27 protein-coding genes and 1 pseudogene are annotated in these 26,820 nt (G+C 71.6%); 6 read left to right on the forward strand and 22 right to left on the reverse strand.

Annotated elements, in window-relative coordinates; all coding sequences use genetic code 11:
• The first annotated feature begins 304 nt into the window (after positions 1 to 304).
• Positions 305 to 1,513: a S8 family serine peptidase gene (locus ACWDZ7_RS22615; RefSeq protein ID WP_451799241.1), complete on the forward strand. Its 1,209-nt coding sequence runs from the start codon at positions 305 to 307 to the stop codon at positions 1,511 to 1,513.
• A 174-nt stretch (positions 1,514 to 1,687) separates the two neighbouring features.
• Here ACWDZ7_RS22615 and ACWDZ7_RS22620 read toward each other — a convergent pair whose 3' ends face one another.
• The 17 genes from ACWDZ7_RS22620 to ACWDZ7_RS22700 all read right to left on the reverse strand — a co-directional run bounded on the left by ACWDZ7_RS22620 (position 1,688) and on the right by ACWDZ7_RS22700 (position 16,728).
• A complete protein-coding gene (locus tag ACWDZ7_RS22620) occupies positions 1,688 to 2,215 on the reverse strand; it encodes a GNAT family N-acetyltransferase (RefSeq protein ID WP_451799243.1) in 528 nt (175 codons plus the stop codon).
• Between the two features lie 41 nt (positions 2,216 to 2,256).
• Entirely contained in the window at positions 2,257 to 3,114 is an 858-nt protein-coding gene (locus tag ACWDZ7_RS22625; RefSeq protein WP_451799244.1) for an SCO6745 family protein, read from the reverse strand.
• Positions 3,115 to 3,125: 11 nt separating this feature from the next.
• Positions 3,126 to 3,911: a sirohydrochlorin chelatase gene (locus ACWDZ7_RS22630; RefSeq protein WP_451799246.1), complete on the reverse strand. Its 786-nt coding sequence runs from the start codon at positions 3,909 to 3,911 to the stop codon at positions 3,126 to 3,128.
• Positions 3,912 to 3,917: 6 nt separating this feature from the next.
• The gene (locus tag ACWDZ7_RS22635) at positions 3,918 to 4,844 is read right to left on the reverse strand and encodes an ABC transporter permease (RefSeq protein ID WP_451799248.1); all 927 of its coding nucleotides are present in this window, start codon (positions 4,842 to 4,844) and stop codon (positions 3,918 to 3,920) included.
• Entirely contained in the window at positions 4,831 to 5,622 is a 792-nt protein-coding gene (locus tag ACWDZ7_RS22640; protein WP_451799249.1) for an ABC transporter ATP-binding protein, read from the reverse strand. Before ACWDZ7_RS22640 ends, ACWDZ7_RS22635 begins: the two co-directional genes overlap by 14 nt.
• A 46-nt stretch (positions 5,623 to 5,668) precedes the next feature.
• The gene (locus ACWDZ7_RS22645) at positions 5,669 to 6,772 is read right to left on the reverse strand and encodes an aliphatic sulfonate ABC transporter substrate-binding protein (RefSeq protein WP_451799250.1); all 1,104 of its coding nucleotides are present in this window, start codon (positions 6,770 to 6,772) and stop codon (positions 5,669 to 5,671) included.
• Between the two features lie 221 nt (positions 6,773 to 6,993).
• Positions 6,994 to 8,352: a sulfate adenylyltransferase subunit 1 gene (locus ACWDZ7_RS22650; RefSeq protein WP_451799252.1), complete on the reverse strand. Its 1,359-nt coding sequence runs from the start codon at positions 8,350 to 8,352 to the stop codon at positions 6,994 to 6,996.
• A 2-nt stretch (positions 8,353 to 8,354) separates the two neighbouring features.
• Entirely contained in the window at positions 8,355 to 9,293 is a 939-nt protein-coding gene (cysD, locus tag ACWDZ7_RS22655; RefSeq protein ID WP_451799253.1) for a sulfate adenylyltransferase subunit CysD, read from the reverse strand.
• Positions 9,290 to 9,889 carry an adenylyl-sulfate kinase gene (gene cysC / locus ACWDZ7_RS22660; RefSeq protein ID WP_451799254.1) on the reverse strand — a complete coding sequence of 200 codons (600 nt, stop codon included), beginning with the start codon at positions 9,887 to 9,889 and terminating at the stop codon, positions 9,290 to 9,292. The genes cysD and cysC overlap by 4 nt, the downstream gene beginning before the upstream one ends.
• On the reverse strand, positions 9,886 to 10,596 hold the full coding sequence (locus ACWDZ7_RS22665; protein WP_451799255.1) for a phosphoadenylyl-sulfate reductase: 711 nt from the start codon (positions 10,594 to 10,596) through the stop codon (positions 9,886 to 9,888). The genes cysC and ACWDZ7_RS22665 overlap by 4 nt, the downstream gene beginning before the upstream one ends.
• Positions 10,593 to 10,772: a hypothetical protein gene (locus tag ACWDZ7_RS22670; protein WP_127909339.1), complete on the reverse strand. Its 180-nt coding sequence runs from the start codon at positions 10,770 to 10,772 to the stop codon at positions 10,593 to 10,595. The genes ACWDZ7_RS22665 and ACWDZ7_RS22670 overlap by 4 nt, the downstream gene beginning before the upstream one ends.
• Complete coding sequence (locus tag ACWDZ7_RS22675) at positions 10,769 to 12,466, reverse strand: nitrite/sulfite reductase (RefSeq protein WP_451799258.1); 1,698 nt, start codon at positions 12,464 to 12,466, stop codon at positions 10,769 to 10,771. Before ACWDZ7_RS22675 ends, ACWDZ7_RS22670 begins: the two co-directional genes overlap by 4 nt.
• Positions 12,467 to 12,605: 139 nt before the next feature.
• Positions 12,606 to 12,689 (reverse strand): putative leader peptide, encoded by an 84-nt coding sequence (locus ACWDZ7_RS22680; protein ID WP_324611535.1) that lies wholly within the window; start codon positions 12,687 to 12,689, stop codon positions 12,606 to 12,608.
• 123 nt (positions 12,690 to 12,812) lie between these two features.
• Positions 12,813 to 13,400 carry a GNAT family N-acetyltransferase gene (locus ACWDZ7_RS22685; protein WP_451799260.1) on the reverse strand — a complete coding sequence of 196 codons (588 nt, stop codon included), beginning with the start codon at positions 13,398 to 13,400 and terminating at the stop codon, positions 12,813 to 12,815.
• A 5-nt stretch (positions 13,401 to 13,405) separates the two neighbouring features.
• Positions 13,406 to 13,534: a hypothetical protein gene (locus tag ACWDZ7_RS22690; RefSeq protein WP_451799262.1), complete on the reverse strand. Its 129-nt coding sequence runs from the start codon at positions 13,532 to 13,534 to the stop codon at positions 13,406 to 13,408.
• Positions 13,531 to 14,829, reverse strand: a complete 1,299-nt coding sequence (locus ACWDZ7_RS22695; RefSeq protein ID WP_451799264.1) for a GAF domain-containing protein — start codon at positions 14,827 to 14,829, stop codon at positions 13,531 to 13,533. The genes ACWDZ7_RS22690 and ACWDZ7_RS22695 overlap by 4 nt, the downstream gene beginning before the upstream one ends.
• A gap of 264 nt (positions 14,830 to 15,093) precedes the next feature.
• Positions 15,094 to 16,728: an acyl-CoA dehydrogenase family protein gene (locus ACWDZ7_RS22700; protein WP_451799266.1), complete on the reverse strand. Its 1,635-nt coding sequence runs from the start codon at positions 16,726 to 16,728 to the stop codon at positions 15,094 to 15,096.
• A 17-nt stretch (positions 16,729 to 16,745) separates the two neighbouring features.
• On the opposite strand from ACWDZ7_RS22700, the gene ACWDZ7_RS22705 reads away from it, so the two are divergent.
• The gene (locus ACWDZ7_RS22705; protein ID WP_451799268.1) at positions 16,746 to 17,882 is read left to right on the forward strand and encodes a YihY/virulence factor BrkB family protein; all 1,137 of its coding nucleotides are present in this window, start codon (positions 16,746 to 16,748) and stop codon (positions 17,880 to 17,882) included.
• Between the two features lie 69 nt (positions 17,883 to 17,951).
• On the opposite strand, the gene ACWDZ7_RS22710 is transcribed toward ACWDZ7_RS22705, so the two are convergent.
• Positions 17,952 to 18,152 carry a hypothetical protein gene (locus ACWDZ7_RS22710; protein WP_451799269.1) on the reverse strand — a complete coding sequence of 67 codons (201 nt, stop codon included), beginning with the start codon at positions 18,150 to 18,152 and terminating at the stop codon, positions 17,952 to 17,954.
• A 324-nt stretch (positions 18,153 to 18,476) separates the two neighbouring features.
• Here ACWDZ7_RS22710 and ACWDZ7_RS22715 point away from each other — a divergent pair.
• Together ACWDZ7_RS22715 and ACWDZ7_RS22720 are read left to right on the forward strand one after the other, a co-directional pair.
• A pseudogene (locus tag ACWDZ7_RS22715) lies at positions 18,477 to 18,892 on the forward strand (cupin domain-containing protein); the annotation flags it as partial.
• Entirely contained in the window at positions 18,814 to 19,563 is a 750-nt protein-coding gene (locus tag ACWDZ7_RS22720) for a DUF6597 domain-containing transcriptional factor (RefSeq protein ID WP_451799270.1), read from the forward strand. The pseudogene ACWDZ7_RS22715 and the gene ACWDZ7_RS22720, both read left to right, overlap by 79 nt.
• On the opposite strand, the gene ACWDZ7_RS22725 is transcribed toward ACWDZ7_RS22720, so the two are convergent.
• Positions 19,546 to 20,001, reverse strand: a complete 456-nt coding sequence (locus ACWDZ7_RS22725; RefSeq protein WP_451799271.1) for a VOC family protein — start codon at positions 19,999 to 20,001, stop codon at positions 19,546 to 19,548. The genes ACWDZ7_RS22720 and ACWDZ7_RS22725 overlap by 18 nt on opposite strands.
• A 100-nt stretch (positions 20,002 to 20,101) precedes the next feature.
• Between ACWDZ7_RS22725 and ACWDZ7_RS22730 the strand changes: the two genes are divergently transcribed.
• On the forward strand, positions 20,102 to 20,515 hold the full coding sequence (locus ACWDZ7_RS22730; RefSeq protein WP_451799273.1) for an NUDIX hydrolase: 414 nt from the start codon (positions 20,102 to 20,104) through the stop codon (positions 20,513 to 20,515).
• Positions 20,516 to 20,530: 15 nt separating this feature from the next.
• Here the strand turns inward: ACWDZ7_RS22730 and ACWDZ7_RS22735 are convergent, their stop codons facing one another.
• Genes ACWDZ7_RS22735 through ACWDZ7_RS22745 form a run of 3 tightly spaced genes read right to left on the reverse strand, consistent with a single transcriptional unit; the run spans position 20,531 to position 25,895 of the window.
• On the reverse strand, positions 20,531 to 21,268 hold the full coding sequence (locus tag ACWDZ7_RS22735; RefSeq protein ID WP_451799274.1) for a hypothetical protein: 738 nt from the start codon (positions 21,266 to 21,268) through the stop codon (positions 20,531 to 20,533).
• A gap of 45 nt (positions 21,269 to 21,313) precedes the next feature.
• Entirely contained in the window at positions 21,314 to 22,900 is a 1,587-nt protein-coding gene (locus ACWDZ7_RS22740; protein ID WP_451799276.1) for a hypothetical protein, read from the reverse strand.
• A 52-nt stretch (positions 22,901 to 22,952) separates the two neighbouring features.
• Complete coding sequence (locus tag ACWDZ7_RS22745) at positions 22,953 to 25,895, reverse strand: glycoside hydrolase family 2 TIM barrel-domain containing protein (RefSeq protein ID WP_451799278.1); 2,943 nt, start codon at positions 25,893 to 25,895, stop codon at positions 22,953 to 22,955.
• Between the two features lie 185 nt (positions 25,896 to 26,080).
• Between ACWDZ7_RS22745 and ACWDZ7_RS22750 the strand changes: the two genes are divergently transcribed.
• Positions 26,081 to 26,773: a pyridoxamine 5'-phosphate oxidase family protein gene (locus ACWDZ7_RS22750; RefSeq protein WP_451799279.1), complete on the forward strand. Its 693-nt coding sequence runs from the start codon at positions 26,081 to 26,083 to the stop codon at positions 26,771 to 26,773.
• Positions 26,774 to 26,820 lie beyond the last annotated feature (47 nt).

Genomic DNA, 26,820 nt, shown 5'->3' on the forward strand with positions numbered 1-26,820 from the left:
GGGGACGCTCGCGTGTGGGGCGCAAAACGCTTGCCGTTACCCGGAGTTGGGGTGCTTGGATCCCTGGATGTCCGTTCCGATGCGGCAAGATCCGGTTTGTTGTTACAGAACCTTGTTGAACAAGTCACAGCTGCATGTAGGTATTGATCTGCGCGCGTCAATCAGTCAGGGTTTCGTCCCAACACCCGGAGATCTTCCGGGCGTCAGGGGACGTCACGACGACTTGTTCGCCACGGCAGTCCTCCGGCAAGACAGCTGAATACCCCCCACATCCCCCCACACACCACGAGGAGACCCCTCCTTCATGGCAACTCACAAGCGCGCCCGCACGATGAAGCTCACCGCCGCGATAGCCACCACCGCCACCGCGATCGGTGTCACCGTCTTCGCCACCTCCTTCGCCGGCGCGGCCACCCCCGCCGAGGGCAAGGTCTACGGCGCCGACGCCAAGGGCGCCGTCGCCGGCAGCTACATCGTCATGCTCGACGAGAAGGCGGACAAGGACGCCAAGTCCGACCTCGCCGAGGAGTACGGCGGCGAGCTCAGGCGCAACTACTCCTCCGCCATCAACGGCTTCTCGGCCAAGGGCCTGAGCGAGACGGAGGCCAAGCGCCTGGCCGCCGACCCGGCCGTCGGCAAGGTCGTCCAGTCGAAGAGGTTCACCATCGACGCCACCCAGGACAGCCCGCCCTCCTGGGGCCTGGACCGCATCGACCAGGCGGACGCCGCGGGCGACAGCAAGTACACCTACCCGGACGCCGCGGGCGAGGGCGCCACCGCGTACGTCATCGACACGGGTGTCCGCGTCAGCCACAAGGACTTCGGCGGCCGAGCCACCTCCGGCTTCGACGCCATCGACAACGACGACAACGCCGACGACGGCAACGGCCACGGCACGCACGTCGCCGGGACCATCGCAGGCGAGGCGCACGGCGTCGCCAAGAAGGCGAAGATCGTCGCGGTCCGCGTCCTGGACGACCAGGGCTCCGGCACCACCGAGCAGGTCGTCGCGGGCATCGACTGGGTCACCAAGAACCACCAGGGCCCCTCCGTCGCCAACATGAGCCTCGGCGGCGGCGCGGACGAGGCGCTCGACGCGGCCGTCCAGAAGTCGATCGCCGCGGGCGTCACCTACGCGGTCGCCGCCGGCAACGAGTCCAGCGACGCCTCCCAGGTCTCCCCGGCCCGTGTGAAGGAGGCCATCACGGTCGCCTCCTCCACCAAGGACGACGCGCAGTCGGACTTCTCCAACTTCGGCTCCGCCGTGGACCTCTACGCCCCGGGCTCGGACATCACCTCCGCCTGGAACACCGGTGACGACGCCACCAACACCATCTCCGGTACGTCGATGGCGACCCCGCACGTCGTGGGCGCCGCCGCCGTCTACGTCGCCGCCCACCCGGACGCCGAGCCCGCGGACGTCGCCAAGGCCCTGACCGACGGCGCCACCCCGGACAAGATCTCCAACCCGGGCGAGGGCACGCCCAACAAGCTCCTGAAGGTCGTCGGGTAACCCTCGCCGCCCGCTGAGCCGCGGCCGCCGTGCCCACCCCCACGGGGCACGGCGGCCGCTCCACCGTCCGCGCAGAGGTGCGGGTCTGAACTCCGGGTGCAGCACCTCCCCGAAGAGCTTCGGCGAGTCGCACGGAGGACGGGTGGCGGCTCTGGTTCCACCAGGGGACACCCTTCAGCGGGGGGTGAGAGGCTGCTGAACCCGGGAGGTCAGCAGCAGAGTGGTGCTGCCGTTCTCCTCCGGAACCTCGCGCTGCTGGGTGTAGCCGAGGCGTTTGAGGACGGTGATGGAGGCGGTGTTCTCCGCGTCCACGGTCGCGTGCACCTCGGCGAGCCCGAGGGTCTCGTGCCCGTACGAGGTCAGCAGCCGCGCCAGCTCCGTACCCAGTCCGAGGCCCCAGCTCTCCCTGGTCAGCCCGTAGACGATCTCGTGCCCGTCGAGCCAGGTCTCCGGGGAGGGCTTGATCTCGGCGTGCCCGACATAGCGTCCCTCGTACCGCACCGCCCACACGGGAAAGCGCTCCTCGGCGTAGACGAGGCTGAATATCCGCCCGAACAACGCGCGGTCCTCCGCCGCGCTCCGCACCCCGTCCCCGAACCAGCGGCCCACCGCCTCGTCCTGGAAGAGCGTGACGAAGTGCGTCTCGTCGGCGGCGGCATAGGCACGGAGCGAGAGACGTTCGGACCGTAGTTCGGGTGTCATCCGCGAGACGGTAAGGGGCGGGGACGGGCGGGGCAAGCGCTTTACCCCACCGTTCGCGGCAGCCCGATGGGATTGGGGTAGGGCAGGACGCCGGAGTTCTGGATGGAGCGGGCCGCCGGGTGGAGGGCGGTGAGGAGGGTGTCCGTCGCGGGGATGGTGAGGGGACGCAGGAGGCGGTCCGACAGGCGGTCCGTGTCATCCTCGATCAGTTCGCGTTCCGTCACACCGCGTTCGGTGACGCGGCCCGCCGTGTCGATCAGGCCGCGGCCGCGCAGCCGGTCCACGGACGTCGCCCACTCCTCCTGGCTCCAGCCGCGGTCCTGGCGGATGCGTGCCGCGTCCACCCTGCCGGTCGCGGCCGCCAGGGCGAGGGCCTCGCACGCGTCCAGGCCGTGGTCGGCGAGGGCCGCGACATGCGCGTCACCGCGGAACTCGCGTACGCACGTGGCCAGTTGCCACAGGCGTTCCACGGGGTCGGCGCGGTCCGTCAGGTCGCGGTTGGCGGCGAACAGGGGGCGGGCCAGGGGCGGTGCGTCCTCGACCACGGCTGTCAGGGGCGGGTTGGCAGCTGTCGTCAGGACCGCTATGTCGGGGACCAGTTGGCGCAGGGCGCGGGCCGCGAGGCGGGCCCGCTCCTCGACGACCCGGTCCGGTGAGGCGTACTCCCAGGCCGAGGGCAGGGCGCGCGCCACCATGCCCGGCGCGAAGACACCGAGTGCCGCCGAGGCGACGCCCGGCCCGACGCGGCCCATCGGCGCGGTACGGGCGGCGAAATACCCCATCCAGAAGCCCTTGAGGCCCACCGCGCGGCCGAGGCCGCGGCAGCGCTCCTCGAAGTAGATCACCGCGTGCAGGGGTTCGGTCCGCAGCCACAGTGTGCGGGATCGGCTCGGGGTCATGAACCCACAAGCTAGGCCAGTGCGGGAATCCGCGCCAGAGGAGCAACGGGGCAGGCCTCGGGCGCGTACGTCTCGTCGTAGCGCCGCACGAGCAGTCGCGCCACCGCTGGTGCGGGGCCGAGGACGTCCGCCAGTACGTCCGCTCCGGCGGCGCCCCGCGCGATGCGGTCCGGCAGGAAACCGGGCGCGAGGACGTAGGGCGCGACCGCCACTCGCCGTACTCCGGGCACGGCACGCAGTGCGCGCACGGCGTCCTCCGTGCGCGGCAGGGATGCGGAGGCGAACGCAGGCCGCACGGCACACCAACCGGTGAGCCGCCACTCCCGCGCGATTTCAGCGATCACTGCGATCGCCTCCGGGTCCGATGACCCCGCCGAGGCCAGCACGACCCCGGTCGAGGACTTGTCGGCGGGGTCGAGCCCCGCCTCGTACAACCGCTGCTCCAGGGCGTGCAGGAGGAGCGGGGACGGGCCGAGTACCGGTGCCTGGCGGACGCGCAGGGACGCGGGGGCCTCACGCAGCACCGCCGGGATGTCCGCCTTCGCGTGGAACGCGCGCGTCAGGAGGAGCGGCAGTGCCACGACGTCTCGTACGCCCTCGGCCGCGAGCCTCTCCAACACATCCGGCACCGAGGGGGCGTTGAAGTCCAGGAAGCCCGTCTCCACCCGGAGCCCCGGGCGCAGCGAGCGCACCCGGCGCACCAGCGCGTGCACGGTCGCGGCGTGCCGCGGGTCGCGGCTGCCGTGGGCGATGACGAGCAGTACGGGCCGGTGGGTGAGGAGTACGGGTCGGCGCATGGTCGGTCAGCTCTTCACGAGGAGACCGCGGCCGCGCAGCACGCGCCGCTCCAACGGGCTGAAGATGAGCAGGTCGATGGCGATGCCGACGATCAGGATGAGGAAGATGGCCAGGAAGATCATGGGCATGGAGCTGGCGTTGCGGCCGTTCTCCAGGAGCTGGCCGAGGCCCACGCCCAGCTCCGGCGACGACGCGATGATCTCGGCGGCCATCAGGGAGCGCCAGGAGAACGCCCAGCCCTGCTTGAGCCCCGCGAGATAGCCGGGCAGCGCCGCCGGGAGCACGATGTGCCAGGTGTGCCGCAGGCCCGTCGCGCCGAGCGTGCGGCCCGCGCGCAGGAACAGCGGCGGCACCTGGTCGACGCCCGACACCAGGCCGTTGGCGATGGACGGCACGGCGCCGAGCAGGATCACCGCGTACATCATCTTGTTCTCCAGGCCCAGCCAGAGCACCGCCGGCGGCACCCAGGCCACGGAGGGAAGCGACTGGAGTCCGGAGAGGATCGGGCCGATCGCGGCCCTGATGAACCGCACCCGGGCGACGATCAGCCCGAGCGGCGTGCCGATCGCCAGGGCGAAGACGAAGCCGAGCAGGCCGCGTGAGACGGATGTCCAGATGAAGTCGAGGAGCGTGCCCTGCAGCCACGCCTCGCGCACCTCGTCCCAGACCGCGGACGGCGACGGCAGCTTGCCCGGGTCGTCGACGACCTCGAAGGAGACCAGCGCCTGCCAGACCAGCAGGACGAGCAGCACCGCGGTGAGCGGCGGAAGCACCTTCTGCACCAGGACCTGGCGCACCGGGGTGCGGACAGGCCCCGCGGTCGTCTCCAGCGCGTCGAGACCCGCCTCGAGACCGGCGAGATCCTGGCCGTCCTCCTTCACGGTCTTGACGGTCGTCCCAGTGTCCGAGCCGGTCGTCTCAGTGCTGGCCATGGCGGCGGATCTCCCCACGCAGTTTTTCGGTGATCTCGACGGACAGCTCCGCCACCGCGGAGTCCTCGATGCGGCGCGGGTGCGGGATGTCGACCCGCCACTCGTGCGCCACCCGGCCGGGACGCGACGAGAGGAGCACGACGCGCTGGGCGAGGCGCACGGCCTCGCGGACGTTGTGCGTGACGAAGAGGACGGAGACGTTCGTCTCGCGCCAGACGCGGGTCAGCTCGTCGTGCAGCACGTCCCGGGTGATCGCGTCGAGCGCCGCGAACGGCTCGTCCATCAGCAGGAGCCTGCTGTCCTGCGCGAGCGCGCGGGCCAGCGCCACGCGCTGGCGCATGCCGCCGGACAGTTCGTGCACGCGCTTGCCGTACGACCCTTGCAGCCGGACGAGTTCGAGCAGCTCCTCGGTCTTCGGGCGGCGCTCCGCCTTGGGTACGCCGCGCAGCTTCAGGGCGAGTTCGATGTTCTTGCCCGCGGTCAGCCACGGGAAGAGCGCGTGCTCCTGGAACATCAGGGCGGGCCGGCCGTCCGTCGTGATGGCGCCCGCCGAGGGCTTGTCGAGCCCGGCGACCAGATTGAGCAGCGTCGACTTCCCGCAGCCCGAGGCTCCCAGGAGCGTGACGAACTCGCCCGGCGCGACATCGAGCGTGATGTCGTCGAGGACGAGCTGGGACCCGGCGGGACCGCCGAAGGACTTCGATACGTGCTCGATCCGGGCGGCCTGCGTTGTCGCGGTGCGGATGTCGTCCGCGGCCTCGGCGAGGGTGGTCGCCATGGTCGTCACCTCCTGGGAACTCCTGGGAACTGGGCTTATTCCGGGACTACTCGACGCCGAGACCGGCGTCGTCGACCGGGGACTCACCCGCGGCCTGGAGGACCTTGTTCAGCGGACGGAGGTCGTAGATGCCCTTGAGGTCGGGCTTCTCCAGGAGGCCGGCCTTGACCGCGTGGTCCGCCTCCGCGTAGAGGGTGGCGGCCAGCGGGTCGTTGGTCGTCCGGATGGACTTCCACGCCGGGTCAAGGACCTCGGCGGGCAGCGCCTTGCCGGAGTCCGCCTTGAGCTGGGCGTTCGCGGCGGCCTTCGCCTTGTCCGGGTTCTTCTCGATCCACGCGTTGGTCTTCACGGCGCCGCGCAGGACGGCCTCGACGACCTTCGGGTGCTCCTTCAGGAAGCTCTGCTTCACGATGATGTTGGTGATCACGAACTTCTTGTCCGGCCAGAGGTCCGCCTCGTCGAGGAGGACCTTGCCGCCCTCGGCGACCAGCTTGGACGCGGTCGGCTCGGGCACCCAGGCGCCGTCGATGGAGCCGGACTTGTAGGCGTCCGGGGTGATCTTGTTGTCGGTGCGGACCACCGACACGTCGCCCTTGCCGCTCTGCGCGTCGACCTGCCAGCCCTGCTCGGCGATCCAGTTGAGGAAGGCCACGTCCTGCGTGTTGCCGAGCTGCGGCGTCGCGATCTTCTTGCCCTTGACGTCGTCCAGGGACTTGATCTTCTCGGGGTCCACGACGAGCTTCACGCCGCCGGAGGCCGACCCGCCGATGACGCGCAGGTTCGTGCCCTGGGACTTGACGTAGCCGTTGATGGCGGGCGAGGGACCGATCCAGCCGATGTCGATCGAGCCCGCGTTCAGCGCCTCGATCTCCGAGGGACCGGCGTTGAACTGGGAGTACTTCGCCTCCGTGCCGCCCAGCTCCTTCTGGAACAGGCCCTCACGGCTGCCGACCAGGGCGGTGGCGTGAGTGAGGTTCGGGAAGTAGCCGATCTTCACGCTGTCCAGGCCGTCGATCTTCTTCGCGCCCGCGGCGACCTTGGACCTGTCGTCCTGGTCCGTCGCCTCGGAGCCGTAGCCGCAGGCGCCGAGCGCCAGGGCCAGCAGGGGCAGCGCCGCCAGGGCGACGAGTCGGGTACGTGGTGCAGGCACGGGAGGTGGTCCCCTCGTTGGCCCGGCGCACGCCGTCAGGTCGTGGCCGGGAGATCGGCAGGTCTTCGTCTTCGCGTACGTCGTACGGGGAGGGCGCGCATGCGGTGCGCGTACGTCATCACGCACATCGCGCCACTCCGCCCTGCCCGCTGCCGAGGGCGCCGCTGCCGATGCGGCCGCCCTCCTTCGCGAACGTCGCGAACACGTCGACGTAGGTCATGTCAGAAGTCCCAGCCCTCGTCATCGGCCGGGGCCACGGTCTTGGCCCCGGGTGCGGTGGCGAAGGCCCCGCCCGCCATGCCCGCCGCGAGCGTCGTGCCGTCGGCCGGGTCGATCAGCAGGAACGAGCCGGTGCGCCGGGAGTCCGCGTACGCGTCGAGCGCGAGGGGCTCGGCGGTACGGACCTTCACGCGCCCGATGTCGTTGGCGACGAGCTGCCCGGGCTCCGGGTGCTGGGACAGGTCGTCGAGGGTCAGCCGCGAGGGGATCTCCTTGACGATCGCCTTGACCGTGCGGGTGGTGTGCTTGAGCAGCACCCGCTGGCCGACGCCGAGCGGGGTGTCCGCGACGTGGCAGACCGTCGCCTCGATGTCCTGCGTGGCGGGCGGGATGTCGCTGCTCGGCACGATCAGGTCGCCGCGCGAGATGTCGATGTCGTCCTCCAGGAGCAGGGTGATGGACTGTGGCGTCCATGCCACGTCCACGGCCTTGCCCAGCAGGTCGATTCCGGTGATCTTGGAGGTGCGGCCCGAGGGCAGGACCGTCACCGACTCGCCGACACGGAAGGTACCGGCGGCGATCTGGCCCGCGTACCCGCGGTAGTCGGGGTGTTCGGCGGTCTGCGGTCGGATCACGTACTGCACGGGAAGCCGTGCGTGGCAGGAGGTCAGGTCGTGGCTGACCGGGACCGTCTCCAGGTGCTCCAGGACGGTGGGGCCGCCGTACCAGTCCATGTTCGAGGACGGCTCGACGACATTGTCGCCGGTGAGCGCGGAGATCGGGATCGCGGTGATCTCCGGGACGCCCAACTGCCCGGCGTACGCGGTGAACTCCTCGGCGATCTCGGCGAAGATCTGCTCGTCGTACGCCACGAGGTCCATCTTGTTGACGGCCAGGACGACGTGCGGGACGCGCAGCAGGGCGGCGACGGCGGCGTGCCGGCGGGTCTGCTCGATGACGCCGTTGCGGGCGTCGACGAGGACGACGGCGAGGTCGGCGGTGGAGGCGCCGGTGACCATGTTGCGGGTGTACTGCACATGTCCCGGCGTGTCGGCCAGGATGAACCGGCGCCGGGCGGTGGCGAAGTAGCGGTAGGCCACATCGATGGTGATGCCCTGCTCGCGCTCGGCCCGCAGGCCGTCGGTGAGCAGCGCCAGGTCGGGCGCGTCGGCGCCCCGGTCGGCCGACACGCGCTGGACGGCCTCCAGCTGGTCGGTGAGGACCGACTTGGAGTCGTGCAGCAGGCGGCCCACGAGGGTGGACTTGCCGTCGTCGACGGAACCGGCGGTGGCGAACCGCAGCAGGGTGGTGGCCGACAGATCGGCCAGCTGCCCGGCGGTGGCGGTGGTGGTGTTGCTCATGGTTAGAAGTACCCCTCGCGCTTGCGGTCTTCCATCGCGGCCTCGGAGAGCTTGTCGTCGGCCCGCGTGGCCCCGCGCTCGGTCAGGCGGGAGGCGGCGATCTCGGCGATGACGGCGTCCAGCGTGGTGGCGTCGGAGTCGACGGCACCGGTGCAGGACATGTCGCCCACCGTGCGGTAGCGGATCAGCCGCTTCTCAGTCGTCTCGTGGTCCTTGGGGCCGCCCCACTCGCCCGCGGTCAGCCACATCCCCGAGCGCTGGAACACCTCCCGCTCGTGCGCGAAGTAGATCTGCGGCAGCTCGATGTCCTCGCGGGCGATGTACTGCCACACGTCCAGCTCGGTCCAGTTGGAGAGCGGGAACACCCGCACGTGCTCGCCGGGCGCGTGGCGGCCGTTGTAGAGCTGCCACAGCTCGGGGCGCTGGCGGCGCGGGTCCCACTGCGAGAACTCGTCGCGCAGCGAGAACACCCGCTCCTTGGCGCGCGCCTTCTCCTCGTCGCGGCGCCCGCCGCCGAAGACGGCGTCGAACTTCTCGCTCTGGATCTTCTCGGTGAGCGGCACGGTCTGCAGCGGATTGCGTGTCCCGTCGGGGCGCTCGCGCAGCTTTCCGGCGTCGATGTACTCCTGCACGGAGGCGACGTGCAGCCGCAGCCCGTGCTCGGCCACCGCCCGGTCGCGGTACTCGATGACCTCGGGGAAGTTGTGCCCGGTGTCGACGTGCAGCAGCGAGAAGGGGACCGCGGCGGGCGCGAACGCCTTCAGCGCCAGATGCAGCATGACGATGGAGTCCTTGCCGCCGGAGAAGAGGATCACCGGCCGCTCGAACTCGCCCGCGACCTCGCGGAAGATGTGCACCGCCTCGGACTCCAGGGCGTCCAGGTGGCTGAGCGCGTACGGGCTGTCGGTGCCCTCGCCGGTCACAGTGGCGACGGTGGTCATGCCAGACCCCTCTCGGTGAGCAGCGCGTGCAGGGCCGCGGCGGACTCGGCCACCGTCTGGTCCTGCGACTCGATGCGCAGATCGGGCGAGTCGGGCTCCTCGTAGGGGTCGTCGACCCCGGTGAGCCCGGAGATCTCGCCGGCCGCCTGCTTGGCGTACAGGCCCTTCACATCACGTACGGAGCAGACCTCGACCGGCGTCGCGACATGCACCTCGACATACGCGGTGCCGCCCGCCTGGTGGCGCTTGCGCACCGCCTCACGGCTGTCCGCGAACGGCGCGATCACCGGTACGAGGGTCAACACGCCGTTGCGGGCCAGGAGTTCGGAGACGAAGCCGATCCGCTGCACGTTGGTGTGCCGGTCCTCACGGCTGAAGCCGAGGCCCGCCGAGAGGAACTCACGGATCTCGTCGCCGTCGAGCACCTCGACGCGGCGGCCCTCCTCGCGCAGCCGGCCCGCCAGTTCGTACGCGATGGTCGTCTTGCCGGCACTGGGCAGGCCGGTGAGCCAGACGGTGGCTCCGCTCACGTGGTTCTCCTGGGTCTCTCGCCGCCGAGTGTCCGGCTGCTGTGTCTCTCGCTGTGCCGCGGTCATCCGTGGATCCCGCACTCGGTCTTGGCGTTCCCGGCCCAGCGGCCGGCCCGCGCGTCCTCCCCTTCGAGGAGGCGGCGGGTGCAGGGGGCGCAGCCGACCGAGCCGTAACCGTCCATCAGGAGGGGGTTGGTGAGGATGCCGTGCTCGGCGACGTAGGCGTCGACGTCGTCCTGCGTCCAGCGGGCGATCGGCGACACCTTGACCTTCCGCCGCTTCTCGTCCCAGCCGACGACCGGGGTGTTCGCCCGGGTCGGCGACTCGTCGCGGCGCAGCCCTGTGGCCCATGCCGCGTACGAACCGAGGCCGTCCTCAAGGGGCTTGACCTTGCGCAGCCTGCAGCACAGGTCGGGGTCGCGGTCGTGCAGCCTCGGTCCGTACGCGGCGTCCTGCTCGGCCACGGTCTGACGCGGCGTCAAGGTGATGACGTTGACGTCCATCACGGCCTCGACGGCGTCGCGGGTGCCGATGGTCTCCGGGAAGTGGTAGCCCGTGTCGAGGAAGACGACGTCGACGCCGGGCATGGCCCGCGAGGCGAGGTGCGCGACGACGGCGTCCTCCATCGAGGAGGTCACGCAGAACGTGTCGCCGAAGGTGTCGACCGCCCACTGGAGGATCTCCAGGGCGGACGCCTCCTCCAGGTCGCGCCCGGCCCGCTCGGCGAGCACCTTCAACTCGTCGTTCACGCGCTCTGTCTGGGTGACAGTCATATCTGGTCCCCTCCACCGTCGGTGTGCTGAACTCCCCGGGCGAGCAGCCCGAGGAACTTCAGCTGAAAGGCCCGGTTGCACGCCGCGCATTCCCAGGCGCCATGCCCGGTCTCGTTCGGTCGCAGGTCCTCGTCACCGCAGTAGGGGCAGTGGAAGGGGGCGGCTCGCTCGCTCACTTCAGGTCCTCCTCGGAGGCGCGCGCGGTCCAGGTGGCGAAGCGCTCGCCGTCCGTGCGCTGTTCCTGGAACCGCTTGAGGACCCGCTCGACGTAGTCGGGCAGTCCGTCCGCGGTGACCTTCAGGCCGCGGACCTTGCGGCCGAAGCCGGCGTCGAGGCCGAGCGCGCCGCCCAGGTGCACCTGGTAGCCCTCGACCTGCTTGCCGTCGTCGTCGAGGACCAGCTGGCCCTTGAGGCCGATGTCGGCGACCTGGATACGGGCGCAGGCGTTCGGGCAGCCGTTGATGTTGATGGTGATCGGCTCGTCGAACTCCGGGACGCGGCGCTCCAGTTCGTCGATGAGCGAGGCGCCGCGCGCCTTGGTCTCGACGATGGCGAGCTTGCAGAACTCGATGCCCGTGCAGGCCATCGTGCCGCGCCGGAACGGCGAGGCGTTGACCCGCAGATCGAGGGCCTCCAGCGCGGAGACGAGCGAGTCGACCTGCTCCTGGGCGACGTCGAGCACGATCATCTTCTGCTCGGCGGTGGTGCGCAGGCGTCCCGAGCCGTGGGCCTCGGCGACCTCGGCGATCTTCGTGAGGGTGGCGCCGTCCACGCGGCCGACGCGGGGCGCGAAGCCGACGTAGAAGCGGCCGTCCTTCTGCCGGTGCACGCCGAGGTGGTCGCGCCAGATGCCGGCGGGCTGCTCGGGCGCGGGGCCGTCGGTCAGCTTCCGGCCGAGGTACTCGTCCTCCAGGATCCGGCGGAACTTCTCGGGGCCCCAGTCGGCGAGCAGGAACTTCAGGCGGGCGCGGTTGCGCAGCCGGCGGTAGCCGTAGTCGCGGAAGATGCCGATGACGCCGCCGTACACGTCCGGCACGTCCTCCAGCGCCACCCACGCGCCGAGGCGCACGCCCAGCTTGGGGTTGGTGGAGAGGCCGCCGCCGACCCAGAGGTCGAAGCCGGGGCCGTGCTCGGGGTGGTGGACGCCGACGAAGGCGACGTCGTTGATCTCGTGGGCGACGTCCAGCTGCGGGGAGCCGGAGATCGCGGACTTGAACTTCCGCGGCAGGTTCGAGAACTCGGGGTTGCCGATGAAGCGGCGCTGGATCTCGTCGATGGCGGGGGAGCCGTCGATGATCTCGTTCTCGGCGACACCGGCCACCGGTGAGCCGAGGATGACGCGCGGCGTGTCGCCGCAGGCCTCGGTCGTGGAGAGCCCCACGGCTTCGAGCCGCCGCCAGATCTCGGGGACGTCCTCGATGCGGATCCAGTGGTACTGGACGTTCTGCCGGTCGGTGAGGTCGGCGGTCCCGCGCGCGAACTCCTCGGAGATCTCACCGATGACGCGCAGCTGCTCGGTGGTCAGCCGCCCGCCGTCGATGCGGACGCGCAGCATGAAGTACTCGTCGTCCAGCTCCTCCGGCTCCAGGATGGCGGTCTTGCCGCCGTCGATCCCGGGCTTGCGCTGGGTGTAAAGCCCCCACCAGCGCATACGTCCCCGAAGGTCATTGGGGTCGATGGAGTCGAAGCCACGCTTCGAGTAGATCGTCTCAATGCGTGTCCGCACATTGAGACCGTCGTCGTCCTTCTTGAACTGCTCGTTCCCATTGAGCGGCGTGAAGTGACCCACGGCCCACTGGCCCTCGCCGCGGTGACGGCTCGCCTTGCGGCGGGGCGTGGCTGGGGCGGGCTTCTCTGGCGTGGCGGGCATGGGGTTACGTCCTTCGGGGCAGCGGAAAAGCGGCTCTCTGACCTGCGGGTATGGGCACATGCGGAAATGTGCGCGCGGCGCTGCGCAGGGAGGGAAGCGGGGAAGATTGGTGATCAGACGTGCGGCGTCGCTGACTCGATCAGCAAGCCGGACACATGGCGCTGGACATGCGGCCGAGGTCGACGTGACGCCGACTCACCAAGGCAGTTCCAGTGCGATCCATGACGGAAGCGTGTCACGGGACTTTCGGCCCAGTCCAGCATTATCCAAAATGTGGACACCCTTGTCCCGCATCGTGGACAAGGGTGTTGTCGGTCACAGCGAACCGGAAAGCGGAGGGGCCGAATCAGCCGCGGTCGGCCCCCGGCCACGGGCCCGGAGCAGCAACCTCCGCTTCCTGCTCGACCTTGGTGTCGAAGAGCTTGAAACCGCGCCGCTGGTAGTTGTCCATGGCGTGCTCGCCGTCCAGGGAGCAGGTGTGCAGCCAGACCCGCTCGGTCGGCGTGAGTCCCGGCCACCGCTCGGCCAGGTCCCAGGCGCGCGCCACACCGTAAGAGAGGAGGTGCCCGCCGATCCGGCGGCCCCGGAAGGCGGGGAGCAGCCCGAAGTACGTGATCTCGACGACGCCCGGCGCCGCGTCCCCCCGCTCGCCCCGCGCGACCAGCTCCACGTACCCGGCGGGCGTTCCCCTGTCGTACGCGACCCACGTCTCCACACCGGGCCGGTCCAGCAGCTTCTGCCACTCGGCATAGGTCAGGGACAGCCGGTCGGTCCAGCGGACGTCCCCGCCGACGGAAGCGTAGAGGAACCGGCTGAACTCGGGCGACGGCACTTCGGCGCGCACGATCCGCACATCGCCCTCGGGCGCGGCGGCGGGCAGCAGATCGCGGGGAGACGTCTGCTCCAGCGACCACGTGGTGACAGTGAGACTCATGGGGCTCAGCGAATCACGGGCCGGGCTCCTCGACGAGGCCGGGGGCCGGTGTCGAACCGGACCCGCACGATGATGCTCAAGGCCGCGATGATGCTCAAGGCCACGATGATGCTCAAGGCCACGATGACGCTCAAGGCTCCGCCACGCTCCTCGCGTCTCGAATCGCCGGTGCGGTCGAGTGCGGCAGGAGGCCGGCCGGGCTGTCCGGTGATATGACCTCCACCTCGACGTCCTCGTGCAGTCGGTAGGGGCGGTGGGCGAGCAGTCCGCCCAAGTACCGCCGCACTCGGGAGAGTTCCGCCCGGACCGTCACCGTCCGCGCCGGATCACCGAACATGTCCTGTGCCAGCTCCGACGCGCTGCGCCCCTCGCGGTGCGTGGCGAGCAGATAGAGCAACTCGGCGTGGCGCGGGCTCAGTTCGTGCGTCCAGTCGCGGGCGCCGCCGAGCATCGCGAGCGTCCACCGGCGTGGCTCGCTCACATCGAGGACCAGCCGTGTCGCGGGGAGCGGATCCGGTGTCTCGCCCGGGTTCCCCAGGCGCAGCAGCCAGCCGCCGGGCAGCGGCTCCACCCGGCAGGAGCCCAGCGAGGGAAGCCAAGTACGGCCCGCGGCAAGGGACTTGGGCAGGGCGAGGCGGTCAGCGGGGGGCATGCCCGTCACCGCGGCGGTCCAGCCGTGCACGTCCACGGCGATGGCCCGCCCGTCGAGTCTCGCGAGGACCGGGGCCGCCACCGCCCGCAGCCGCTCCAGCGCCGTCACATGCCGCTCGCGCAGCCGGGCCTCGGCGAGCTTGGCCACCGTGTCGACCAGGGCGAGTGTCGCCGGATGCATGCTCCGCAGCGGGCCGCTGACGTCGACCACGCCGAGCAGCCGGCCGTCGCGCGGATCGGTCACCGGCGCACCCGTGCACGTCCACGGGTGGTGGGTCTGCACGAAGTGCTCGGCGGAGAAGACCTGCACGGGGCGGCGCACGATCAGCGGGGTGCCGATGCCGTTCGTGCCGACGACGCTCTCCCCCCAGTCCGCGCCCGGTTCAAAACCGAGCGAGTCCGCCTTGCGCAGCACCGCGGCGCTGCCCTCGCGCCACAGCACCCGTGCCTGCGCGTCGCAGACGACCATGATGTGCTGCGCGGCGTCCGCCACCGAGACCAGGGCGTGGCGCAGGACCGGCAGGATCTCCAGGAGCGGCGAGGCGCGGCGGCGCTCCTCCAGCTCCTCCTCGCTGAGCAGCCGGGCCCGGACGTCGTGGTCGGGATCGACGCCGTCGGTCAGCATGCGCCCCCAGGACTCGTGGATCACCGGCCGGGGCATGACGTGCGGCCGCTGTCCGGAGAGCGTCGCGTCGCGCACCGCCTTCAGGAGCCGCGCGGCGTGTGCGAGGTCCATGGCGGAGAGCCGCGCGAGGTCGATCGTCGAAGGGGCGTTCATCACCACTGGGTCCTTTCCGGCCAGACCAGTGCGTAGCGGCACCCCCTCATCGTGCCTTGCGGAGCGCCGCCCGAGGTATTGGTTCGACGATGAATCAACTGGAGGAGGGCGCGCGTTGCAACCTCATGCAACCCTCGCGAACGGCTGTGCGGTGACGGAATCTGGACACCACGCCGCCCGTGCGGTGTTCATGCTCCTCAAGGGGCCTGAAAGACGGGGGTGGTGCCGTGTCGGCGCAGCACCACCCCCGTGTCAGTACACGCTCTACGCCGTCGGAGCCGCCCGCTCCACCACCGAGGCCAGATCCAGGCTGTGCGGCAGCGTCCCGAACGCCGTGCCCCAGTCCCCGCCGAGCCGTGACGCGCAGAACGCGTCGGACACCTCCGAAGGCGCGTACCGCACGAGCAGCGACCCCTGGAGCACCAGCGCCATGCGCTCCACGAGCCGCCGCGCCCGCGCCTCGATGCCGTCGAGATCGGCCAGCTCCGTCAGCAGGCCCTTGATCGCGCCGTCCAGGCGGTGGTCGGCGCCACGGGCCTTGCCGACCTCCTGGAGGAACGCGTTCAGCGCCTGCGGTTCGCGCTGGAGTGCCCGCAGGACGTCCAGCGCCTGTACGTTCCCCGACCCCTCCCAGATGGAGTTGAGCGGCGCCTCGCGCAGCAGCCGCGGCATGCCCGACTCCTCGACGTAGCCGTTGCCGCCCAGGCACTCCAGCGCCTCGCCGACCATCGGCGTGCACCGCTTGGTCACCCAGTACTTCGCGGCCGGCACCGAGAGCCGCAGGAACGCCCGCTCCTGCTCGCTCCCGTCGTCGTACGCCGCCGCGAGCCGCAGCGCCAGCGTCGTGGCCGCCTCCGATTCGAGCGCCAGATCCGCCAGTACGTTGCGCATGAGCGGCTTGTCGACGAGCTTGCCGCCGAACGCCTCCCGGTACGTGGCGTGGTGCACCGCCTGCGCGACGGCCTGCCGCATCAGCGCCGCCGAACCGATCACACAGTCGAGCCGGGTCGCCGCGACCATCTCGATGATGGTGCGCACCCCGCGCCCCTCGTCACCGACCCGGCGCGCCCACGTCCCGTCGAACTCGACCTCGCTGGAGGCGTTGGAGCGGTTGCCCAGCTTGTCCTTGAGCCGCTGGATGGCGAAGGCGTTCCGCGAGCCGTCCTCCAGGACCCGCGGCACGAGGAAGCAGGTCAGCCCCTGCTCGGCCTGCGCGAGCACCAGGAAACCGTCGGACATGGGCGCGGAGCAGAACCACTTGTGCCCCGTGAGCGCGTACGTCCCGTCCTCGGCGAGCGCCTGCGCCCGCGTCGTATTGGCCCGCACGTCGCTGCCGCCCTGCTTCTCCGTCATGCCCATCCCGAAGAGGGCGCCCGCCTTCTGCGACGCCGGGCGCAGCCCCTGGTCGTAGATGGTCGAGGTGAGGCGCGGCTCCCACTCGGCGGCGAGCGCCGGGTCGGCGCGCAGCGCGGGCACCGCGGCGTGCGTCATCGAGACCGGGCAGCCGTGCCCGCCCTCGGTCTGCGTCCACACCAGGAACCCCGCGGCCCGCCGCACATGCCCGCCGGGCCGCGACCAGGCCCCGGTCAGGCCCGCGCCGACCGCCTTGCCGAGCAGCCGGTGCCAGGACGGATGGAAGTCGACCTCGTCGATGCGGTGGCCGTAGCGGTCGTGGGTGCGCAGCACCGGAGGGTTGTCGTTGGCGAGCGCTCCCCACTCCTGTGCCTGGGCGGAACCGGCGCTGCGGCCGAGCAGCGAGAGCTCGTCACGGGCGGAATCGAGGAGTGCCGGATCCAGATGCCGCTCGACGCCCTCCACGAGGGCCCGGTCGGACGCGAATACGTCATATCCCACCAGGGGCGGAGCCTGGTTGGTCACTGTGTGGGTGGTGGCTGCCATGCCGCTACGGTAAGGAGGTGCACCAGGCAAATGAAACACCCGGGCGTCCCTCGGGACGCTGGAAACGGGCCCGCGCTCTCTACCGCAACGTCTCCAAGCGCAGGACCGCCTGGCTGCTGCTCAAGGACACCGTCAATTCCTGCATGGAGTACCGCATCCTGGGGCTCGCGGCCGAGGCGGCGTTCTTCACGCTGCTCTCCGTGCCGCCGCTGCTGCTGAGCCTGATCGGGCTGCTCGCCTACGTCGACCGGTGGACCGGCGCGAACACCATCGCCAGCGTCGAGAGCAACATCCTGGAGGCGTCCCGCACGGTCCTGTCCGACCGGGGGGTCAGCCAGATCGCGCAGCCGATACTGGAAGACGTCATGAAGGTCGGCCGCCCCGACGTCATCTCCATCGGCTTCCTCTTCGCCCTCTGGTCGGGCTCGCGCGCCGTGAACGTCTTCATCGACACGATCACCGTGATGTACGGCCTGGACGGCGTGCGCGGCATCGTCAAGACGAGGGTCCTGGCCTTCGGGCTCTTCATCGTGGCGCTGCTGATCGGCTCGGTCGCGCTGCCGCTGATGGTGGCGGGGCCGGACGCGGTGGTGAAGCTCCTGCCGGGCTCTACGACGGTCGTCCAGATCCTCTACTGGCCGGTCGTCGTCATCCTCTCCGTGGTCTTCCTGACGACGCTGTACCACGTGTCGGTACCGGTCCGGTCGCCGTGGGTCGAGGACATGCCGGGCGCGCTGATCGCCCTGGCCATGTGGGTGCTCGGCAGCTTCCTGCTCCGTATCTACCTCACCAGCACGGTGGAGGGCCCCACGATCTACGGCTCGCTGGCGGCCCCGGTCGCCGTGCTCCTGTGGATCGGCGTGTCGGCCTTCGCGGTCCTGGTGGGCGCCGCGGTCAACGCGGCGATCGACCGCGTCTGGCCGTCCGTCGCCACGGCGGCGGCGCGCGCCGCCAACGACCGCATAAGGGAGGCGCAGGCCGCCGAGGTCGTCGCCCGTGCCGCCGCGGCACGCGAGGCCTTCATCGACCCCGAGGACCCGGAGATGCCGTCCGAGTTCCCCGAGCGGTGGTCCCGCTTCCTTCCTCCGGACGATGTGACGTCGCGGCTGCGGACGCATGTGAAGAAGAACGGCACGGATCGGCCTCCGGAGTAGCGGAGGGGTCCGGAGCGGCAGAGGGGTCCGGAGCAGGAGCGGGGTCCGGAGTGGCGGAGGGCCCCGGACTCAGTTCTTCCAGGTGCCCGCCTCGGCCTGTTCCCCGGCGAAGTCCGCGAAGTCCCTGGGATCCCGGCCCAGCGCCTCCCGTACCCCCTCGGAGAGCACCGCGTTGCGACCGTCGAGGTTCGTCCCGAGGTCAAGGGTCCGCCCCGCGAACCGGTCGCCGCCGGTCAGCGCGGCCACCACCACATCCGCGACATCCCGCACGTCGATGCCCAGGGCTCCAGCACCTCACCCGCGGGGGAGACCAGCTCTCCGCCCCGCATCCCGTCCAGGAGCGGCCCTTCGCTGAGGTTCCGCGCGAGCCAACTGGCCCGTACGATCGTCCACCGCGAGGCGGGCGAACGCGCCGACCGTCTCCGCCGCGCCGGGCGCGCCGACGTCCGGCAGATACGCGAGATGCGCCGCGTCGGCGCCCCGCAGGGCGTCCGCCACGTCGACCGGTCCGCCCAGTCGACCCTGCGGCCCTCACGGCCGGCTGTGCGAACCGCCCTGGTCCGTGCGCATCGCCGACGAGGCACTTCTGTCGTCATGATCATGGTGCGCGGCACCGCGTGGGACTGCCCGCACACCCCGCTGCTCGCCGACGAGAACAGCAAGGACGAGCCGGGCCAGGACGTCGTCCTCGACCGGCTCCTGGACCTCCTCCTGATCGCCGCGCTGCGCGCCTGGTTCTCCCGCCCCGAGGCGGCGGCCCCGCCTGGTACGGACCGCGCCGCGGATCTGCTGCGCGACAGCGGACTGATGATCGGCTCGATCGCCCGCAAGGTCGGTACGGCAGCGCGTTCGCGCTCTCCGGCGCCTTCAAGAGGGTCTACGGAGTCAGCCCCCAGGAGCACCGCGTCCGCGCGGGCGTAGCCTTCCTCGCATGGCCCAGAACATGGCCCAGAACATGGCCCGGACGCCCGGTGACCAGGGGGAGTACCGGGAGCGGCCGTCCCTGCTGACCGGCGCGGTCGTGTGGACCCGCACGTCCACGGACGCCCCCGGCGACGCCCGCCCCGTGCTGCCCGACGGCTGCATGGACCTGCTGTGGACCGAGGGCAGGCTGTTCGTCGCGGGCCCGGACACCCGCGCGTACGTCCCCGCCGCCACCGAGCCCGGCGGCCGCCACGTCGGCATCCGCTTCCACCCCGGCACCGCCCCCGCCTTCCTGGGCGTCCCGGCCCACGAACTAAGGGACCAGCGCGTCGAGTTGGCCGGTCTGTGGACGGCGGCGAAGGTGCGCCGCCTGACGGGCCGGGTGGACGGCGCGCGTGACCCGATGGCCGCCCTGGAGGCGATCGCCGTGGAGCGCGCCGCCGACGCGGAGGCGCCCGACCCGTTCCTCGCCGAGATCGTCAGATCCCTGGGCGCAGGCCGGTCGGTCGCCGGGACCGCGGCGGCCCTCGGCGTCAACGCCCGTCTCCTGTACCGCCGTTCACTGCCCGCCTTCGGCTACGGACCCAAGACGCTGGCCCGGGTGCTCCGGCTTCAGCGGGCGCTCGCGCTGGCCCGCGAAGGACTGTCGTACGCGGACACCGCGGCCGCCACGGGCTTCGCCGACCAGGCCCACCTGGCCCGTGACGTAAGGGAGTTGACCGGAATGTCGCTGACCGGACTACTCGGCGGCCGCTGACCGCCCGGCGTCCTCCAGCGGTGCGAAGAGGTCGACGCCGTTGCCGTCCGGGTCGAGCACGACCGCGTACCGCTGGCCCCAGGGCGCGTCGAACGGCGCCAGCTCGCTCTTGTGCCCGGCGCCCGTCAGCTCCGCGTAGGACGCGTCGACGGCCTCCGATGTCCCGCAGTGGAAGGCGAGCCCGATCCGCCCCCCGCCGGTGGGCGGGCGCCACCCCTCGTGGAAGGAACGGATGGTCTCCTCCGTGTCGAAGGCGATGCGCGGGCCCCCGGGGAGCACGGCCTCGACGTGCGGCGCGCTCTCGGAGCCCTCGGCGAACTCCAGGCCGAGCCGGCGGTAGAAGGCGAGCGAGGCGGCCATGTCGGAGACGACGAGACCGATCAGATCGAATCGCGGTGTGGGCGTGCGAGCGGGTGTGTGAGTGGGTGTGCTGTTCATGCCCGTGAGCGTATGTGGCGTGCCGATGACCGGTCTTGAAGGAATCGGACACGGTCTGCCCGACTGTCCCGGCCCCCGATTCCCCGCTACGGTGGAAGGCATGGATTATCCCGGCGAGAACCGGCTCGCGGCGGCCGTCGTCGCCCACCGCGGCCGTGTCCTGCTCGTACGCCGCAGCGAGACCGAGCGGTTCCTGCCCCGGGTGTGGGGCGTGCCGTGCGGGAAGCTCGAACCGGGCGAGAGTCCACGCGACGGCGTCCTGAGAGAGCTGAAGGAAGAGACCGGTCTCCTCGGCCAGGTGCTGCGCAAGGTCGGCGAGTCGTCGTTCCTCAGTACGTACCGGGGCCACGAGATCAAGAACTGGCAGGACAACTTCCTGGTCCGGCCGCTCTCCTTCGATGTGACGCTGCCCCTTCCCGACCAGGACCACCGCTGGCTGGCCCCCGCCGAACTCGGCACGGTCGAGATCGACGACTACAACCGCGACATCGTCCGCCAGGCCTTCAGCCGATGAGTTGGGCCGGGACCTTCAGCCGATGAGTTCCGCGAGAACCCTCAGCTCCGTCAAGTAGTCCCGCACCTCCAGTGGCTTCTTCGCCACCGCCCGCGCCGGTGCGTCCCCCGCGTCGGGCTCGGTGAACACGTCCGTATAGCGCCGCCGCCCCGCCCCGGTCTCCAGGAACAGCGTCACCGTCGGCGCGGGCGCCGCGCACCACGCCCGGTGCAGGGCGTACGACGGCAGCGCGTACCCGCTCCCCGCCGCGTACAGAGCGCTCTGCGTCAGCCGCAGCCGCGCCCGGCCCGCCGGCTCAAGGAGCCAGTCGCCCTCCTCTCCCGTCAGGGACTCCCGGAACCACGCGGCGGCCTGCCCGCCCCCGCTGTCCTCGCCGCCGTCCTCGACCGGCTGGTACAGCTCCATACCGAGCGCGCCCCGCACCACATGGGAGGCCAGCGGGGACCGGTGGTTGTGGATGTCCTCCCGCGCGCTCTCCTTCGGATGCCACACGTGCGCGCGCAGCCGGTGCCGGGGCCCGCCGTCTATCAGGAGCAGCTTGTCGAAGCCGAGGACATGGCGGTACGAGACGAGTGCGCAGCCCGAGGGGTCGCCGACTCCCGTCGCCAGCTCGGCCACCAGAGGCAACAGGCGCTCGGGCGAGCCCAGTTCGGCGACGACCGCGCGGGCGGCGCGCACCAGGTCGTCCTCCGTCGGACCGTCCAGGGACCCTTCGAGGAGCCGCCTGGCGTTGTACACGTGCCGAGCACCCACAGCACTCTCCCCCTCGTCCGCGCCCACCCGCGCAGGTCCCGGGGTTCAGGAACCCGGCTGATACATCCATACGGCATGTGCCCGCAGCGCCGAAAGGCCCTGATAGGTCATCCACAGGGGTCGGCCGAGATCATGCCCGTCCCAGTTCCATATCCCGTCGTCCTGCTGGCGCCACACCGAGCCGACGGCCGCCGTGAGAAGCGTGTGCCACTCCTCCTCACGGCCCTCGTCGGCGGCGATCCGCCAGGCGCCCGGCGTCAGCAGCGCGCGCACCATCCAGGCGGCCGTGAAGTGGCGTACGAACAGCACCTCTTGGCGCCAGGAGTCGACGGGGTGCGGGCGGCGCACCTCCTCCTGAGTGTTGGTCAGGTCCACGCAGCCGTCGTGCAGCGGCTGCGGGCAGGCGAGCAGCCAGCGCACGCCGTCCTCGCGGGCCGCTCGGGTGTTCGTGTCCTCGTCCAGGACGCGGGCCGCCCGGTCGAGGGCGACCACGGCCTGCGCCGTGTGCGCGGGGGAGGGCCGGGTGGCCGGGGCGCCGCGCAGCGTGGGGCCCCAGCAGCGGCGGTGCTCCCTGGCGGGGTCCGTGATCGTGCGGTCGACCAGTTCGTCCCGCAGCCGGGCCACGTCGGGGGAGTGCGGCGCCGCGCGGAGCAGGCCGCGCAGCACCGTGGTCACCACATGTGTCCTGCCGAAGCCGGACGGTTCGAGCTCCGCGGTGAAGCTCGCGGCGCAGCGGGACGCCTCGGCGGCGACCCGCTCCGGGTCCGCGCCCGCCCGGGCGAGGGCGCCGAGCGCGAGCGCGGTCACCTCGGGACGCGGCTTGGAACCCTGGGAGCGGGCCGCCCAGCCGCCGTCCCGCAGCCGTAGCCGCCACAGGGTGTCCGTCAGGTCACTGACGCCCAACCTGCCGTCGGGCGCGCCGAGTTCGAGGACGGTGTGCAGGCCGTAGGCGGTGCCGGTCGGTGTGGGCCGCACCGGCCTGGTGTGCTCGTCCAGGGCGTGCGGCCAGCCGATGAGCCTGCCGCGCTCCGGATCGTCGAACGTGGCCAGTTCCGCGGCGAGCGTGGCGTGCGAGGCGACGAGGAGCGCCGGGAGCGGACCGGGGAGGGGAGAAAGGGCGGAAAGGGCGGAAGGGGTGGAGGGGGTGGAAGAGGCGGACGGAGCGGGCGCCGGGCCGGTGCGGGGTCCGCGCGGACGGGGCAGCCCCGCGAGCCCGGGATGGCCGAGGTGACCGAGGTGGCGGTGGCGGGCCCCGCTGGCCCCGCTGGACTGGCCGGACCGGCCGGACCCGCCAGCGACCGTACCGTCCCCTCCACCACCGTCTCCCCGACCGCCACCGCCATCGTCACTGTCGTCGCCCCCGGCGCCCGCCCTCGCCCTGAGCAGCGCGGCCGAGAGCCAGGCGGCGAGGCCCACGCCGAGGCCGCTCACCGCCGCGATGCCGTACCGCGCGGCGTCCGCCGAGATCGCGTCCGGCAACACGCCGACCAGTGACTGGAACACCGCGTATCCGGCGGCGGCGCAGCCGAAGCCGCCGAGCCAGCCCACGAAACGCCCCGGGGCCGCGTCGGGCCGCGGGTCCGGGTCCGGTTCCGGCCTCGACGGGCCACGGCCGAGCCGCTGCTGTGACATGGGGTGCTCCCTCCCCCCAGGGCGGCGCGTGGGGTCGGTGTTCCCCTCCAGTCTAGTGCCGGACGGCTCCGTTTCCCCGGGTCACGGCGGTGGAGAAGGTGACGTCCAACCTTTCGGAACGGGCGTGCAGTTGGTATTCCGGCAGGGCGCCGGGGCCGCAGGACTGCGAGCCGATGCCCTGCTGGCCGATGTCGAGATTGACCCACACGGTGTCACCGGGGGTGAGGTCCGTGCGGTGCCGGGCGGCGTCGAGTTGCTCGGTGGTCCAGCGGCGCGCGGTGAACCACGGCCCGTGGCCGCTGTCGATCCGCAGCCCGTCGATCTCCGCCCAACGGAGGTCCGGTCGGGCGCCGTTCTCCTGCGGGCGCACGTACGGCGTCTGCATCCGGTCGATGTCCGACTCCCAGAGGCCGATCGCCGATGCCGCGCAGGTGTCGGGGTAGGCCTCACCGGGCCCGCCGCCGAACCACCGGACCGGCCCGGACGCGCCGGGCAGCCCGAAGCGGATACCGACGCGGGGCAGCGGCACCGGCCACTCGCCCTCCGGTTCCACTTGCAGCGTCAGCAGCAGCCGGGTGCCGTTCGACTGCCAGCGGTACTCCACCCGCAGGCCCAGATCGCTCGCCGCGGGCGCCACCCGGGTGCGTACGGTCAAGGCGTCGACGCCCAACTCGACCGCGTCGACGCGGTGTTGCATCCGGTCGAGGCCGAGCTTGCGCCACCGCGCGGCCAGGGAGGGCTCGGGGCGCCAGGGCATGCCGTTGTCGTTGTCGGTGGGGGCCCGCCACACGTCCAGGCGCAGATCCTTGATCTCCAGGTCGCCGAAGGACAGCAGCGTTCCGTGGGCGTCGAAGGCGGCGGGTCCGAGTGCGATCCGCCGTCCTTCGCGCACGGGGGGCGTGCCGCCCGGCACCGGCAGGGCCATGCCGACCTCGACGACCAGCTGGGCCCACGCCACCACGTGGCCGCGCGCCGCCCACGCCGTGTCCTCGGCGAGTACCGCCCGCACCGTCCACCGGGTCTCCGCGTCCCGGCCGCGCGCCGGCGCCGGAGGCAGCCTCACCTCGGCGCGCTCGCCGGGCCCGACCGGGGGCACCACCAGGGTGCCGTCCGCGACACTCACGCCGTCCACCTCGTACGACCAGGTGAAGGAGAGGTGGCCCAGCGTCGTGAAGTCGTACAGATTGGTGATCCGTACGGTCCCGTCGCGGCCGTCGCCGTCGATGCGGACCGGCTCGACGGCCTTCTTGTACTCGATGAGGCCGGGGGACGGCGTCCGGTCGGGGAAGACCAGCCCGTCGCAGACGAAGTTGCCGTCGTGCGGCTGCTCGCCGAAGTCACCGCCGTAGGCGTACTCGTACGAGGGGTGCGCGATCCCGTGGTCGATCCACTCCCAGATGAAGCCGCCCTGGAGCCGCTCGTACGTCTCGAAGAGGTGCTGGTACTCCGTGAGACCGCCAGGGCCGTTGCCCATCGCGTGCCCGTACTCGCAGAGGATGAACGGGAGTCGGCGCCGCGCCTCGGGGCCCTCGTCCTCTCCGCGGCCGATGGTCTCGACCTCGGCGTGGGCGGCGTACATCCGCGAGTACATGTCGGTGTCCGCGCAGGAGCTGTCGCCCTCGTAGTGGAGGAGGCGACTGCCGTCCCGCGCGCGGATCCAGTCGGCCATGGCGGTGAGGCCGCGGCCCGTGCCGCACTCGTTGCCCAGCGACCAGACGACGACCGAGGCGTGGTTCTTGTCGCGCTCGACCATGCGGGCCGCGCGGTCCAGGAGCGCGGGCGTCCAGCGGTCGTCGTCGGCCGGGTTGCCGCGCCAGTCCACCGCCTGGAAGCCGTGGGTCTCCAGGTCGCACTCGTCGACGACCCACAGGCCCAGCTCGTCGCAGAGGTCGAGGAAGGCGGGGTGGGGCGGATAGTGGCTGGTGCGGACCGCGTTGATGTTGTGACGCTTCATCAGCAGGACGTCCGCGCGCATCGTGTCGCGGTCGAGGGCGCGGCCCGTCTCCGGGTGGAACTCGTGGCGGTTGACGCCCCGGAAGAGGATCCGGCGGCCGTTGACCTTGATGACGCCGTCCTCGACGGCGACCGTGCGGAAGCCGACGCGCAGCGGGATCCGTTCGCCCGCCGTGGTCAGGACCCCGTCGTAGAGCCTCGGCGTCTCGGCGGTCCACGGCTCGACGGGCACGGTGACCTCCTCGCCCGTCGCCACGTCGATGCCCAACTCCCGTACGAGGACGCGTCCTTCCACGTCCGCGTCGACTCGTAGCGTGCCCGTGCCCGCGCGGTGGTCGTACGACGCGTGGACGAAGTGATCGCCCGCGCTGCCCTCGGGCCGGTGCAGCAGCGTCACGTCGCGGAAGACGCCCGGCAGCCACCACTGGTCCTGGTCCTCCAGATACGAGCCGGAGGACCACTGGTGGACGCGGACCGCGAGGACGTTGCCCTCCGGGCGCAGCAGCGCGCCGACGTCGAACTCATGGGCGAGGCGGGAGCCCTTGAAGTCGCCGAGCCGCGTGCCGTTGAGCCAGACGCGGGCGCAGGACTCGACGCCGTCGAAGCGCAGGACGGCGGTGCCCGACCGCGGCCAGCCGGCGGGCAGGTCGAAGGTGCGCAGATGATCGCCGGTGGGGTTGTCGGTCGGCACGCGCGGCGGGTCCACCGGGAACGGATAGAGCTGGTTGGTGTAGTGGGGCGAGCCGTGGCCCTGCAGCACCCAATGGCCGGGGACCGTGATCTCGTCCCAGGCCGTCCGGGCCCCGCTGCCGTGGTCGTCGTCGGCGAGCGCGCCGGTGGCGAACGCGCCGGTCGCGAACGCGTCGTCCTCGGCGTCGGCGGTGGGGGAGAGGCGGAAGCGCCAGGTTCCGTTGAGGGAGAGGGTGGGGGCGTCCGACGTCGCGTACCAGGCGCGGGGCGGGAGGGTGCCGGTGCCGGGGGAGAAGTCCTCGTGGTGGAGATCCGTACGTTCCATGCGCTCCATGCGCTCCATACGTTCCATGTACTCCATCAGATCGTGCCGGGGCGGCGGCTCACAATTGTTTCGGAGCGGGAGTTGTTGGACTCTTCGGGCGCGGCTTGGACGGGTGTGGTGACGGCTGCGGATATCGCGGCCGAAAGGCCCCAGCTGTATGAGATCCGTTGATGTATGGCAACTGGACCGCGTTATCGGTAAGTTGTCGCCGCGTGAACAGACGACCTCAGCCGTCAGCGCTGCCCCCGGAACTGCCCGTCACCGACCGCACCCGCCACCGCCGGCTCCGCGAACAGGGCAGCCTGGAGCGCGCCGACCTCGAAGCGATCCTGGACGCGGGCTTCGTCTGTCACCTCGGTGTCGTCGTCGACGGCCACCCGATGGTCGTACCCACCGTCTACGGCCGTGACGACACGCGGCTCTTCCTGCACGGCTCCGTCGCCAGCCGCAGCCTCGCCGCCGACCCCGAGGCGCCGGTCTGCGTCACCGTCACCCACGTCGACGGGCTGATCCTGGCCCGCTCGGTCTTCGAGCACGGCGTGAACTACCGCAGCGCGATGATCCACGGGGTCCCGCGCAAGGTGACCGACCCGGAGGAGAAGCTGCGCGGCCTGCGCCTGCTCACCGAGCACGCGACGCCCGGCCAGTGGGACTACGCCCGCCGCCCCAGCCGCAAGGAGCTGGCCGCGACCACCCTGCTCGCGCTCTCCCTCGCGGAGGCCTCCGTCAAGGTCGCCGTCGGACCGCCGGACGACGGCGAGGGCCCGGACGCCGCACTCGGCGTCTGGGCGGGCAACCTCCCGCTGACGGCCACGTGGGGCGTGCCCGTCGCCGATCCGCTGCTGCCCGCCGGGATCGAACCGCCGCCGCACATCGCGAGGCGCGGCGGGACCCGGCAGGGGTGAGCGTGGGCCGACGGCCGGGGGCTCAGGGCGACTTCTCGCGGCTCGCG

This window comes from Streptomyces sp. NPDC003032 (genome assembly GCF_053591415.1).